The sequence below is a fragment of the Candidatus Pantoea deserta genome, assembly GCF_003813865.1.
Taxonomy (GTDB): Bacteria; Pseudomonadota; Gammaproteobacteria; order Enterobacterales; family Enterobacteriaceae; genus Pantoea; species Pantoea deserta.
Genome location: NZ_RMVG01000016.1, coordinates 67947 through 81440, shown reverse-complemented (window position 1 = coordinate 81440; position 13494 = coordinate 67947). Strand labels below are relative to the sequence as shown.

General features: G+C 55.2%; 9 protein-coding genes. 4 read left to right on the top strand and 5 right to left on the bottom strand.

The features are described 5' to 3' along the window. The 4 genes from BBB56_RS17960 to BBB56_RS17945 all read right to left on the bottom strand — a co-directional run bounded on the left by BBB56_RS17960 (position 1) and on the right by BBB56_RS17945 (position 6811). Positions 1–1200: a M20 metallopeptidase family protein gene (locus BBB56_RS17960; protein ID WP_123802302.1), complete on the bottom strand. Its 1200-nt coding sequence runs from the start codon at positions 1198–1200 to the stop codon at positions 1–3. A gap of 300 nt (positions 1201–1500) precedes the next feature. Next, a complete protein-coding gene (locus BBB56_RS17955; protein ID WP_123802301.1) occupies positions 1501–2355 on the bottom strand; it encodes an alpha/beta fold hydrolase in 855 nt (284 codons plus the stop codon). Between the two features lie 324 nt (positions 2356–2679). Next, positions 2680–5391, bottom strand: coding sequence for a cation-transporting P-type ATPase (locus tag BBB56_RS17950; protein WP_123802300.1), 2712 nt, complete (start codon positions 5389–5391; stop codon positions 2680–2682). A 517-nt stretch (positions 5392–5908) separates the two neighbouring features. Then, positions 5909–6811: an alpha/beta hydrolase gene (locus BBB56_RS17945; protein WP_233593062.1), complete on the bottom strand. Its 903-nt coding sequence runs from the start codon at positions 6809–6811 to the stop codon at positions 5909–5911. A gap of 349 nt (positions 6812–7160) precedes the next feature. Between BBB56_RS17945 and BBB56_RS17940 the strand changes: the two genes are divergently transcribed. Then, the gene (locus BBB56_RS17940) at positions 7161–8054 is read left to right on the top strand and encodes a glycosyltransferase family 32 protein (RefSeq protein WP_158673947.1); all 894 of its coding nucleotides are present in this window, start codon (positions 7161–7163) and stop codon (positions 8052–8054) included. A gap of 16 nt (positions 8055–8070) precedes the next feature. Further along, positions 8071–9015, top strand: a complete 945-nt coding sequence (locus tag BBB56_RS17935) for a glycosyltransferase family 32 protein (RefSeq protein ID WP_123802298.1) — start codon at positions 8071–8073, stop codon at positions 9013–9015. Between the two features lie 248 nt (positions 9016–9263). Here the strand turns inward: BBB56_RS17935 and BBB56_RS23535 are convergent, their stop codons facing one another. Then, the gene (locus BBB56_RS23535) at positions 9264–9419 is read right to left on the bottom strand and encodes a hypothetical protein (RefSeq protein ID WP_158673946.1); all 156 of its coding nucleotides are present in this window, start codon (positions 9417–9419) and stop codon (positions 9264–9266) included. A 462-nt stretch (positions 9420–9881) separates the two neighbouring features. Between BBB56_RS23535 and bglB the strand changes: the two genes are divergently transcribed. After that, positions 9882–10964: a beta-galactosidase BglB gene (gene bglB, locus BBB56_RS17930; protein ID WP_123802297.1), complete on the top strand. Its 1083-nt coding sequence runs from the start codon at positions 9882–9884 to the stop codon at positions 10962–10964. A 31-nt stretch (positions 10965–10995) separates the two neighbouring features. Then, the gene (locus BBB56_RS17925; protein WP_123802296.1) at positions 10996–13479 is read left to right on the top strand and encodes a hypothetical protein; all 2484 of its coding nucleotides are present in this window, start codon (positions 10996–10998) and stop codon (positions 13477–13479) included. Positions 13480–13494 lie beyond the last annotated feature (15 nt).

Genomic DNA, 13494 nt, shown 5'->3' with positions numbered 1-13494 from the left:
TCAGTCGTTATTGTTAGTAAGCAGATCGACGGCCAGACGCACCAGCGCCTCGGTTCCAGCCGCAATACTGCGTTCATCTGGCTGATAGTCGGAGTTGTGCAGATGGTCGTCACGCCCTGGCGTGGCGGAACCTATATGGATCTGGCAGCCTGGCGCGCGCTCGGTAAACAGCGAAAAATCTTCTGCCCCGAAGCTGTCGCTCGGCTTTGCCACAATCGGTTTGCCAAACTGATGCGAGAGAATACCTTCCAGCGCGTCGATCAGGCGATCATCATTCATTAACGGCGGCACGCCGCGCAGATAATCCACCTCAACGCGCACATTCATGGCCAGCGCGACGCCCGCGCACACGCGTCGGAATGAGGCTTCCATATCCGCCCGCACCTGGGGTGATTTAGTGCGAATGGTGCCCTGCAACAGGCAGCTGTCGGGAATGATATTGTGCGTCGCGCCGCCCTGAATATGGCCGATGGTCAGTACGGCGGAGTGCGCCGGATCGCGCTCGCGGGAGATAAGGGTCTGAAGCTGACCAATCAGATGCGCCGTCGCTACGATGGGATCCACGCCCATATGAGGCCGTGCCGCGTGGGTAGAGACACCGCAGACTCTGACGTCGAACTCGTCGCTGGACGCGGTGCTGCCGCCGCGCGTCAGCGCCACCTCACCCGCCTCCAGCTCTGGTTTGTTGTGCAGCGTAACCGCCCAGTCAACGCCATCAGCCGCGCCGTCGGCGATCATGGCCTCGGCTCCGCTTTCAGGCGTCTCTTCCGCAGGCTGGAAGATCAGCCGCACGGTGCCCTGAAGCTGCTGCTGATAGTGCGGCAGGATAGCGGCAACGCCAAGCAGCGTTGCGGTGTGGATATCATGGCCGCAGGCGTGCATTTTTCCTGGAAACACGCTGCTGAAAGGCAGGCCGGTTTGTTCCTGGATCGGCAGCGCGTCCATATCCGCGCGCAGCAGCAGGGTTTTACCCGGCTGTGCGCCAGCGATGTCGACGATGACGCCGGTTCGACCAACGCCGGTTCTGGGCGTTAATCCCCGATCGCGGAGCCAGCCTGCGACCAGGTCAGCGGTGCGCACCGTATCAAAACCCAGTTCCGGATGCGCATGAATATCGCGGCGCAGAGCAATGAGCTGAGATTCAATGTCCGCCACTCTGGCGCGAATATCCCAGGCCAGCGTTGATTTTTTATCCGTCATGATTTCCCTGTAGATTGCCCTGTTGTCGGGCTGCGCGCGCAGCAGATCGGGCCGCTGGCTTTTATTGTTGTGTTTGCACTCTTTATTAATTCACAGCATCGGACAGAAAGCAACGCGAGCCGCTACAGCCTAACTCATTAAAAAACAGAGAGTTAAATCACAAAAGTGTCAATTAGCATGAGAATGCAGCGGATCAGCAAGATTATTAATAATCCTAAAGCGCTTATAACTTCACCTAATTACAGGCAGCCATAAAAACGGGTTAACAGGCACAAGACGTCTCTTCTGCCTGTGCAGAACTTAAAAAAAGGCGCTGAAATGTTTTGCCAGCACCGCGGGTTGTTCCTCAGGAATAAAATGACCGCAGCGCTCAACCTTCACGCCATAAACATGGCGAGCAAACTGACGCAGCGGCTCCGCCATATCCGCTATCGATCCCTGGTCAGCGCTGACGGCCAGCAGCGGTAGATCCAGCGGACCTGTTTGCAGCAGCGCGCGGTTTTGCGCGGCTGACTGCGTGACCGCGCGATAGCAGGCCAGTCCGGCGCGCAGCGCGCCTGGTCGGGTGAAAATACGCAGGTACTCCTGCATCTTTGTCGCGTCAAAGGTCAGCGGATTAGCCGTTTTGCGCCGGAAAAACCAGTCGAGATAGATCGCCTCTCGCCCTGAAATCAGCGTTTCCGGCAGATCTTCAACAAGGTGAAAGGCAAAATGCCAGGTTTTCCAGGCGCTTTGCGAGGTGACGGGAAGCGCGTCAGGCAGGGTCACGCCAGGAATACCGGCGTCCAGTAAAGCGATCTTTTTTACGCGCTCAGGAAACTGAGCGGCCAGCGCAAAAGCCACCCATGCGCCGACATCATGACCCGCCAGAAACACCGCCGGCAGATTAAGCTGCTGAAGCAGCGCGTCGATATGTCCCGCCAGCGTGCCGGTATCGTAGCCCTGTTGCGGCAGATCGGAGTCACCCTGTCCCGGCATGTCGGGCGCGATGACATAAAACCGGTCGGTCAGCAGCGGCATAATGTCACGCCAGGCATAGCTGCTTTGCGGGAAGCCGGCCAGCAAAACCAGCGTATCCTGCTGCGGATCGCCCGCGCTCAGGTAGTGGATACGCAATCCGTTAACCTGCGCAAAATGGTGCTCAATTTCGTTCATCTTCTCTCCTTAAATGGAAATGATCACTTCCAAAATAGTCATATAAGTGCTGAGCTTTTTGTACAACTTGATGATCGCCCCTTAATTAGGAAACGATTATTTCCTTATACTGACGCGATTAACTGTATTTGAAAAGCCTGCTCATGCGTTTCGGCGAAACTTTGCCTGCGACTATTCTCCCGCTGAAGGTGAAACCGGCGAATATATCGGGCCAGGAGACAAAGATACGCCCTGCTGAGAAGGCGCCGGTGACCTTTAAAAAGGGAAAGAAGTTAAGACGAGAGACAAAAAAAACGCCCTGCTGAGAGGGCGTTTATCGAACTATCAGGCGCGCCGCCAGCGGCGCACCAGCAGTTTTTCCACTTCTACGATCATAAACAATGCGCCGCCGACAATTAACGCCACCAGCCAGTATTTCAACGGCAGCGGCTGCGTGCCGAACAGCGTGTTCATCAGCGGTACGTAGATGATCAGCGCCTGTAACAGCACCAGCACGCCGCTGACCAGCCAGATGCCGCGATTTTTTAACAGACCGCTGTCGAGTGAGAAGCTGTCAGTGCTGCGGCAGTTCAGCATATAAACCCACTGCGCGGTCACCAGCATCTGCAACAGCACGGTACGGATAAATTCTGGCGCATAGCCACGCGTCTGTAGCCAGGCTTCAAGCACAAAGGCGCTCACGGAGATCAGCAGCCCGACAAACACCACCCGCCAGAGCGCGTAACCATCCATGACCGGCGCGCTGACATTACGCGGCGGTCGACGCATCACGTTCGCTTCGGCAGCTTCAAACGCCAGGCCAAAGGAGAGCGTGGCCGAGGTCGCCATATTCATCCACAGGATCTGTACCGGCGTCAGCGGCAGCAGATTTCCCATCAGAATAGCGATGATAATCAGCAGTCCCTGGGCAAAGCAGGTCGGCATGACAAAAAGAATGGTTTTAATCAGATTGTCGTAAACCCGACGCCCCTCTTTGACTGCCGCGGCGATGGTCGCGAAGTTATCATCGGCGAGGATCATATCGGCGGCCTCTTTAGTCACCTCGGTGCCTTTGATCCCCATGGCAATACCCACGTTGGCCTGTTTCAGCGCAGGGGCATCGTTGACGCCGTCGCCGGTCATCCCCACAATTTCCCCGCTGGCCGCCAGCGCTTTTACCAGGCGCAGCTTATGTTCGGGACTGGTGCGCGCGAAGATGTCGTAGTCGCGCGCCGCCTCAGCCAGCTGGCTGTCATTCATATGCTCCAGGTCATGGCCGGTCAGCGCTTTGCCGCTGTTGCTGATCCCCAGCATATTTCCGATCGCCATCGCCGTTTCCTGATGATCGCCGGTGATCATCTTCACGCGAATCCCTGCCTGCTGGCAGTCGTTGATGGCGGCTACGGCTTCAGGGCGCGGCGGGTCCATCATACAGGCGAGGCCCAGCAGCACCATCCCCTGACGTAAGTCATCATGATCCAGCGAGGCGCTGGCCTGAGGCACCCGTTTCCAGGCGGCGGCGACGGTACGCAATCCCTCTCCCGCATAGCGGGTAATGGCCGCATCCCAGTAGCCGCGATCCAGCGGCTCGGTTCCGTTATCGGTTTGCTGATGCGCGCAGAGCGACAGCAGCACATCGGGCGCGCCCGTCATCAATACCCAGGCTTCGCCGTCCGCTTCGCCGCTGACCGCCATATATTTATAAAGAGAATCAAAAGGCAGCTTGCTGGTCAGGGTGTGCTGACCTGAAGTCACGCCGCCTTTAGCCGCCAGAACCTTTAGCGCCCCTTCAGTTGGCCCGCCGACAATGCGCCAGTGACCGGCGGCGTCCTGCTGAAGCTGGCTCTCATTGCACATATCCAGCGTAGAAAGAAAGCGCCTCATCACCGGGTCCTGCTGCGCGGAAAGCCCGCTGCGCGAGGTTTCCGCAACAATCTCCCCTACCGGCTCATAGCTGTCGCCGCTGACGCGCCACTGGCTCTCCGCCAGCACCACCGCTTTAACCGTCATCTCATTCATGGTGAGCGTGCCGGTTTTATCAGAACAGATAACGGACATCGCTCCCAGCGTTTCAACCGTCGGCAGTTTACGAATGATGGCGCGATTACGCGCCATTGACTGCACGCCCATGGACAGGATGATGGAAATAATCGCGGGCAGCCCTTCCGGCACCGCCGCCACGGCCAGGCTAATCACCGACAGCGCCAGCGAGGCCAGCGGAATATCGCGCAGCAGATAGCCAAAGACGAAAAGCCCCGCCATCATCAGCAGGATGAGCACGAAAATCGCTTTACCCAGCTTATCGATCTGAATCAGCAGCGGCGTTTTAGCCGTTTCAATCTGCCCCATCATATCGTTGATGTGGCCCAGCTCGGTATCGCGGCCCGTTGCAATCACCACGCCGGCGGCGGTACCCGAAGAGACGGTGGTGCCGGAATAGGCCAGATTAAGGCGATCGCCCAGTGATTTTTCCCCTGTAAGCGCCGCGCTGTTTTTCGACACCACGGTGGATTCGCCGGTCAGAATAGCTTCTTCCACGCGCAGGTTGTGAACGTCGAACAGACGCAGATCGGCGGGAATACGGTCGCCGGGACGCAGCATCACCACATCGCCGACGACAATAGAGTCGGCCGCTACCGTCATGATGTCGCCATCGCGCATGACCACTGCTTCGTTCGAGAGCATGTTTTGTATGCCCTTCAATGACTTCTCGGCGTTGCTTTCCTGAATAAAACCAATGAAGGCATTGATGACAGCAACGCCGAGAATAACGAAGGTATCGACCCAGTGACCCATAATGGCGGTGATCACGGCTGCCGCCAGCAGGATATAGATCAGCATGTCATTAAAGTGAGCCAGAAATTTCAGCCAGGCTGGCTGGGGCTTTTTTTGCGGCAGCGTGTTTGGCCCGTTCAGCGCCAGACGCGCCTGCGCCTCTTCAGCGGACAGGCCCTGAGGCGCGCTCTTTACCGCCGTGAAGGTTTTCTCACTGCTCTGCTGATACCACGGCTGCTTATTAAGCGCAGCATTTTGCACAATTCGGCTCTCACTATTCATTTCATCCTCAGCGCAGGTTAAAAAAGTTTTTTGACGTCGATAAATATATTTGGCCAGCATAGTGCGGTAAGTTAATTAAACCGATACTGATTCAGGTCATATTTTTGTTGGTTTAATTCAGTGAGACTGTTGCTGAAATTAGAGCGTTATTTCATTGATTCAGAGCGGTTCTGTCAGGATAAAAAATATGAAAAACAGCTTATCAATCAAAGTGATAATTTTCGTTGCTTTCGCCGTGACTGCCACCAGCGCGATAGGCTGGCTAACCTTTTATGTGGTTGGTAATTTATTGTAAAGGCGTCACTTTCTTATTTGATTGCCGTGGTAACTTTTCTTACAAAAAATAACCACAGAAATTTTACGGCATTTAACGCGACAACCGTGCTGCTTGCACAGTCTATTTAAACCGCAGCTAAACAGGCGCCGGAAATTATTGTACTACGCGTTATGCTGCCAGGCTGCGCCAGCAGCAGCCTGTTGCAGGCAGGCGGTTTACTGCTGGCGCATAACGAAGCGCTTAGTCGCCAGCAGAGCCGGAAACGATACTCAGCGTGGCGTCCAGCGACAGGGGCAAAAGCTGGCCGTGCGTTTGTCCCGGATAGCGCATCTCGTTGAGGTTTACCCCTTTGTTGCGCAATGTCGCGATCAGCGTGCCATCGGCCTTGTTAACTTCGGTAAGATCCATACCGCGACGCTGATCGCTTTCGCCATCGCCCGCCATCAGATAGAGCGTTTTACCGGTTACGCTTTTTGCCGACGCGCGCTTCGCCAGCTCGACGATGCGCTGATGTCGCCAGCCAAGCGACGGCGCCGCGCTGAAATAGTGGCTAAACCAGGAAGACTCATAAAGCGTATCGAGCACAAAAAGTCCGCCAAACGAGTGCCCCCACAGCGCGCGTTGCTGCGGGTTGCTTGTTGCCTGTGTTTCCGCCCAGGGAACGATTTGCGTCAACAGCAGCTCGCGAAATTCGTGACTGCCGCCTCCCGGATAGCGCTCCTGACCGGCGTTGCCCGGCTTGCCGCCTGGCGGCGTGTAGTCCAGCGCCCTGGCCTGAACGTCGAACGGCAGCCTGGTGTTATATCCCACTGCAACCAGAACCGGCGGTTTCTGATCTGCCATTTTTTTCAGGCGATCCTCACTCAGGCGCGCCATCGCAGCGTTCCCGTCCAGCAGGTAGAGCACCGGATATCCTTCAGCAGGTCGGGCCTGTTTTGGCACACCAAGCCACACTTTGTAGTGGCGCAGACCATCGGCAGACGTAAACGACCGGGTGCTGAACTGATAAAATGCCGAACCGCGATCGGCAATATTTTCGCCCAGCGGTTCCATACGAGGCCTGGCCTCTGCCTGCATCACAGGGATTAACATCGTGCCGATCGCCAGCAGCGCGGCGAAGATAACCTTTTGAGCGTGGTCCATTTATGCCTTCTTCCTTGCCCGTTAACAATGGTTCAACATACTAACAAATCACAACAGATAATGAGAATCTTTCTCAATAAAAAAGGCGTATTGCGTCGCGCCGCTTATCAAAAGCGATGGCTAAACTCTGATTTACCTGTGGGGGGATTGCGAATCGACTTCACAGAACGTTAAATTTCAGCATTCAGCCAGACTTTTATTTATTTTGATGCCGGGCGTTATTCAGGTAACTGCTGACCACGCCTTTTAAACTACACCAGCAAGGCCATTAATCAGAGGTTTTGAAATGGACCGCCTTAAATACCATATAAGGGTTGTGCGCTTTTTATGTCTCTACGCGCTGTTTCGTATGAAAATATTTAAATTCAGCGATGTCGCCTACTCTGACATTCATGAAAACGATGCGTTAGACATCGTTAACAGATACAACGGCAAGAAAAGTATTATTCCGAAAGTTATCTGGATGTTCTGGGACAGCCCCAACCCGCCCGACCATATCATGGCGTTTCATAAAAAAATGAAAGCGGTCAATCAGGCGCATGACGTTATTTTGCTGGACCGCCACAGCCTGCGAAAATATCTGCCGGAACTTCACTTTGACTATCAGGGGATCGGTCTGGCGCATAAAAGCGACGTTATCCGACTGGCACTCCTCCAGCGCTACGGCGGTATCTGGGTGGACTGCTCAACGCTGGTTTATCAGGACTTCAGCTGGGTACATGAACGCGCGGGCTATGACATGATCAGTTACTACAGCGAAGCGAACACTCAGGATGCGCGCTACCCGGTGATAGAAACCTGGTTTATGTGCGCTCCCCCTGACAACGCCTTCGTCAGCCGCTGGCTGGAGCTTATCATGCCCCTGACGAAAATCAGCGTCGATCACTACTACAGTCAGATTAAGGATCGGCCTGATTTTGAGCGTATTAAACAGGGGATCCCGCGCGGCAGCTACCTGACCACAAACTACCTCTGTCAGATTGCGATGCGGGAAGCGGATGGAGTGAATCTTTATCTGAAAAAATGCGAGTGTTCGGCGTTTTATTACCAGAATGTCTTTAAGTGGAATTGTCTTAAAATGTCGCTGTTTTTACTCTGTACGCGTCAGCCTGTAACCCATCCAAAATTAATTAAGCTGACCAACAGCGATCGTCAGTTTTTACCGCTGGCCCGTAAGCTGGGTATCCTGGATGCCGACAGCATTCTGGGAAAATTAATGCTGGAACAACAGCAGCACTCATAAATAAGCAGGCGTAAAGATGGCAACGTTAAAACAGTATCTCAGAGCGGCAAAATTTTTGCTGCTCTATATCTTGTATAAGCTGAATCTTTTCCGCTTTCCCGATCTGGCCTATTCAGACGCGCACGACAACGACGTCAGAGATATTCGCAGGCGAACCCGCGATGATGCGCAGTCCATCCCCAAAGTAATCTGGATGTACTGGGACGATGTGACGCCGCCTGATTTTATTCTGGCCTTTTATAGCAAAATGAAGCAGATGAATCCTGACCATCAGATCCATCTCCTTAATCGTGAGACAGTCACAACCTTTCTGCCGTGGCTGCGCTTTGAGTATGCGCAGATAGGGATGTCGCACAAAGGCGACGTGATCCGCCTTGCACTGCTCAAAGAGTATGGCGGCATCTGGGTCGACAGCTCAACGCTGGTTTATCAAAATTTTTCGTGGGTGCATCAGCGCAGCGGTTACGATGTTGTCGGCTATTACAGCGACGGCACCACGGTGGATAAAGCCTTTCCCGTGGTGGAAGCCTGGTTTCTTGCTTCACCGCCCCAAAACGCGTTTATTGCCCGCTGGCTGGAGCTGATTATGCCGCTCACGCACATCAGCATTGATGATTACTATGCGCAGATCGTCCGCCGCCCTGACTTTGCACATATTCGTCAGGGCATCAATCGCGGTAGCTATATCATTATTAATTTTCTCTGTCAGATTGTGATGCGCGAACAACCGGGCTTTAGCTGCTATCTGAAGAAATGTGAAAGTTCGGCTTTCTTCTATCAGGATGCTTTTCGCTGGGACAGCCTGAAAATGTCCCTGTTTCTGCTCTGTACGCGCGAGCCCGACACCCATCCGAAACTGATTAAGCTGACTAATGACGATCGCCGCTTTCTACCGCTGGCGCGCAGACTCAATATTCTTGAGCGTGACAGCGTGATGGGCAAACTGCTGCTGGAAAAGTAACCCCGCCATAGTCTGTGCGGAACATATCCTGCAAATACGCGCCCATCCTGTCAGGCCGCTTACCGGCCTGACAGAAACAGCGCAGCCGGATAGCGCACGGGCGGCCGATTTTGGCTCTCTGGCATTGCGCCTGCACCGTGACTTCCTCCCTTCCTGACATCCCTGCTTGCAAACTTTTATCCTCACCGTGGCGGCTGTGCCTGAGCATGCATCAGGTGCTGCATTCCCGCTTTCTTTACCCTGACCCGCTATCGAGATTGAGTGGCGGTTTGCCGCGCGGCTTCCGTCAGGGCGGCGATCCCGCGCCATGGTCCGGCGATGTTTTTCGCCAGCACGCCTTGCCCGCGATAGAAAATCAGCCAGTTGCCGAATAAGTCCGTCACAACGCGCTTGCGCCAGGTCATGCGCTGCCTGATAAGCGATGTCTGGCGCGGACAGAGCGCCGATTGCTGCCCGCCATGGCATCGCAACAGGCGTGGTTGTCCCGGCGGTCGTCAGTGAAGGGTAATTGTTCCGGCGCGCTGGGTGTTCGGCCTCTCTTACCGCCACGCACCCTGTCACTTCGGCGCTCACCGCCACGCGCCTCCCAATATAACGTTCCTTAATGGCCAGTAAGACGTTTTTGGCCGCTGCGAAAAAAATTTGCGCAGTCTTCCCGCCAGTAATGAAACACTGTTCCAATAACTTGTTGTTTTGTCGAATATTGCCGTTTTTTTGCGGCAAAAAAAACGCCTGTGCTGATTCAATAAAATATCGGCAAGGGTCACAGAATATAAACGCAAAATTTTTTCGTATTGCGCACATGAAATGGGCGGTGATTTAATTCCTGTTACTGAACCCCCTCTCTGTGCAGACCGGAAATAAAAATGGAAAAGCGTTCACTGAATAAAAATATTGATTTACTGCTGCGCGGCTTTACTGAATTAAAAGATAACGGCCGCTTTAATGAACCCAATCTCGACGGTAGCGCCGGAGATTATATTTCATTTTCTGGCTGGGAATGGCCGCAGGGCGTTGGGCTGTTTGGACTGGTGCGATTATGGGAAAATACCCGATCGGAAGAGCTGTATGAAATTATCGACACGTGGTTCCAGGGAAATATCGAAAGAGGTCTGCCAGGCCTGAATGTGAATACCACCGCGCCGATGCTTCCCCTGTCGCTTTTCTGGTCCCATCACCGACAACCGCTCTATCAGCAGGTGCTGGATAACTGGGCAAACCGCGTGATGACTGAACTCCCGCGTACGCCAGAACAAGGTTTCCAGCATGTGGTTTCCGACGGCATTAATGAAATGGAGATCTGGGACGACACGCTGTTCATGGTGGTGCTGTTCCTGGCGCACTACGGTACGGTATCCGGACGTCAGGAGCTGGTAGATGAGGCTGTTCGTCAGTTTCTGCTGCATGCGCGCTATCTCAACGATCCGCAAACTGGCTTGTGGTATCACGGCTGGAGCTTCGTTGAAAACAACAACTTTGCCAAAGCCCGCTGGGCGCGCGGCAATGCGTGGATCACCGTCGGCATACTCGAATTGCTGGAGCTTGCCGACGTGAGCGCAGGCGTGCGGGAATACCTGATCGAATGTCTGAAAAAGCAGGTTAATACCCTGATCGACCTACAGGCCGAAAACGGCGCCTGGCACACCCTGCTCGATCACCCGGACTCCTATATTGAAATTTCCGCGACCGCAGGTTTCGGCTATGGATTATTAAAAGGCGCGCGCCTTGGAATTGGCGATAAACGATGGCGGCAGGCGGGAATAAAAGCGCTGTCGATTGTGCAGGATAATATTGATGCCGAAGGAACGGTGCACAATGTTTCTTACGGCACGCGAATGGGGCGCACCCTGCAATTTTATAAAGACATTCCACTGCAACCGACCGGTTATGGGCAGGCACTGGCGATATTATGCCTGAGTGAAGGCTTGCGCCTTTCTGATAATAAATAAAACAGGATTTTTCTCTTAGGGAGAATAAATAATGGTTAGCGAATACACGCATTTTGATTTAACGGCAGGCAGCGCCGTGCGCTACTGGCAGCTATCCGAAATTACCCGTTTACGTTACGACACGGCGGATTTGCCGATGGCGGGCGAAATGGATCCGTTTTTCTTTCTGAGCAAACATAAAAACTTTATTCCTCACACCTATCCGTGCCGTGACGATTTCCGCCAGCGCTTCGCCGGGCAAAAGCCGCAGCCGTTCGCGAGCGCGAGCTACTCACGCTGGTGGTTCCCTTTTGCCTCCGACCGCGTGGATCTCTCCGGCTTTTGGTTTCGGCCCACCCGCGTCGGTGCCTGGGCCAGAACGCGGCTCGATTGCCCCCTGGCGGGTGAATATCGTTTTCGCCTGGCGACCTGCGGCGGCGCGCTGCTGAAGCTGAACGGCGAAGAGGTGCTCTGGATGGCTGATTATCAGCGCAACCTGGAAAACCTGCGTGAATTCAGTCTGTCGCTGCATCGGGGACAAAACGAACTGGAGTTGTGGTTTGATGACCTGGCGGAACGCGATATTCGTTTCTTTTTTCAGCTTGACTATCTCGATGGCGAACCGCTGCGTATTGCGCTGGAAACACCGCTTCCCGATGCGCAGGTTAAAGAGATGGAGCAGCTTCTCGACGGCGTCTCCTTTGAACAGCCGGTGTATAACCGCGGCACCATCCGTCTGGCTTTTGCTCAGCCCGCGTCGACGGACTACGATCTGCACGTCAGCGTGCTGGGCGACTTTATCTCGCTCGATGAACCGGTTGAGCTAAATAGCCGACTGGCCGCCGGCGAGTCGCTGGTCGCCATTGCGGAAAGCGAAACCCTCCCGGCGGACTTCCGTAATTTCCACATCAGGCTGCAACGTGAAGGGTTTCAGATAAGCCGCACGCTTGGCGTTGAAATCTGCCACGCCGACCGTCAGACGGCTATCCCGCACACGCAGGAGGCGCGAATTGAGGAAGCGTTGAACGTCGTCGCCCATGAAGCGGAATACAGCAGCGTCAAAGCGCTGGCCCGCCTGGCCTGCGGCCTTGACGATCAGCAAACCCAGCAGATGCTGGACGGCGTGCTGCCCTCGATACTCGACTGCCATGACTGCGCGGACTTTACCCTTGTTCCGCTGCTCTGGTGTCGTACGGTGTGGGGCGACAGAATCGATCCGGCGGTTCGCGGCCGTATTGATGACGCTATTCTGCGCTTCCGTTACTGGATGGACGAGCCAGGCAACGATGTGCAGTGGTACTTCTCCGAGAACCACGCTTTGCTGTTCCACACTGCGGCATTGCTGGCGGGCAACCTCTTTCCGGAGGCCATTTTTACCCGCTCCGGGCGCAGCGGACGCGAGCAGGCAGCGGCGGGTAAAGCGCGCGTCATTAGCTGGCTGGATCACTTTGAACAGTGCGAAATGGCTGAGTGGAATTCCGCACCCTACTTTCCTGTCGATTTGAAAGGACTGACTGCGCTGGCAGCGCTGTCCGGCGATGCGCAGATAAGTCAACGGGCCATCGCGGCAATAAAACGTTTACTTGCGCAGATTGCCCGCTCAGCCCACCAGGGTTTTCTTACCGCCTCGCAGGGCCGTTCCTACGAACATACCCTGCGCGCCGGGCGTTCTCTGGAACTGGCGGCGATTTCGCGTCTGCTCTGGGGTAAAGGCAACTACGGCTGTCGCTTCCATGCGCTGCCGCAATTAGCTTTGCTGCTGCGTGAGGGTCTGCTCACCCTTCCGGCAGAACTGGAAGAGGTCGCCGCCTGGCAAAAAGAGAGCGCCATCGAGTGGTGTTTCGCCCAGGGCGCTAACCGGATCGCCCGGCTCTATCACTACAAAAATCGTCATGCGGCGATGGGATCGATCGCCGGCTACCGCTGGGGGGAATGGGGCTATCAGGAAACGCCTTTCCATTTGCGCCTCGGCACCCAACCCGAAGCGCAGATCTGGATCAACCATCCAGGCGAAACCCTGCACGGTGGTTTCGGTCGCCCCTCCTACTGGGGTGGATGCGGCACGCTGCCTCGCGTTCAGCAATATCGCGGGCTGGCAGTGCTGACGTTCCATCTCCATGCCGATCAACCTCCCTTTACTCACGCATGGCTGCCGCAAAGCCAGTTCGATGAGGTCGCGATTAGCGGCCGGCGCGCGGCCGTACGCAGCGGTGAGGGTATGGCGCTGCTGGTGGGCAATCAGACGTTTGAAACGGTGAGTACCGGCCCTACCCGCCACTGCGAAATTCGCCTTAACGGGCAGCATACCTGCTGGCTGGTGCGCATCAACGATCGGATCGACAGCTCTCTGGACGCCTTCAGCGCACGCTTCCACGCCCTGACCATGACGCAGCATGACGACGGCACTATCGAAGTGAAGGATCCGGTGTATGGCACGGTACGCTTTCTGGCCGATGGGCGAGTGAGTGCGGAAAACCGCACGCTTGATCCTCAGCAGTGGAGCGTCCTGGGCAGTAGCCGTGAACTTCCTCTGTAATCACCGACCGGCAGA

What these genes read in the sequence shown, in the direction of transcription:
- BBB56_RS17960 (WP_123802302.1), bottom strand. Translation starts at nt 1,200, where the DNA reads ATGACGGATAAAAAATCAACGCTGGCCTGGGATATTCGCGCCAGAGTG.
- BBB56_RS17955 (WP_123802301.1), bottom strand. Translation starts at nt 2,355, where the DNA reads ATGAACGAAATTGAGCACCATTTTGCGCAGGTTAACGGATTGCGTATC.
- BBB56_RS17950 (WP_123802300.1), bottom strand. Translation starts at nt 5,391, where the DNA reads ATGAATAGTGAGAGCCGAATTGTGCAAAATGCTGCGCTTAATAAGCAG.
- BBB56_RS17945 (WP_233593062.1), bottom strand. Translation starts at nt 6,811, where the DNA reads ATGGACCACGCTCAAAAGGTTATCTTCGCCGCGCTGCTGGCGATCGGC.
- BBB56_RS17940 (WP_158673947.1), top strand. Translation starts at nt 7,161, where the DNA reads ATGAAAATATTTAAATTCAGCGATGTCGCCTACTCTGACATTCATGAA.
- BBB56_RS17935 (WP_123802298.1), top strand. Translation starts at nt 8,071, where the DNA reads ATGGCAACGTTAAAACAGTATCTCAGAGCGGCAAAATTTTTGCTGCTC.
- BBB56_RS23535 (WP_158673946.1), bottom strand. Translation starts at nt 9,419, where the DNA reads ATGACCTGGCGCAAGCGCGTTGTGACGGACTTATTCGGCAACTGGCTG.
- bglB (WP_123802297.1), top strand. Translation starts at nt 9,882, where the DNA reads ATGGAAAAGCGTTCACTGAATAAAAATATTGATTTACTGCTGCGCGGC.
- BBB56_RS17925 (WP_123802296.1), top strand. Translation starts at nt 10,996, where the DNA reads ATGGTTAGCGAATACACGCATTTTGATTTAACGGCAGGCAGCGCCGTG.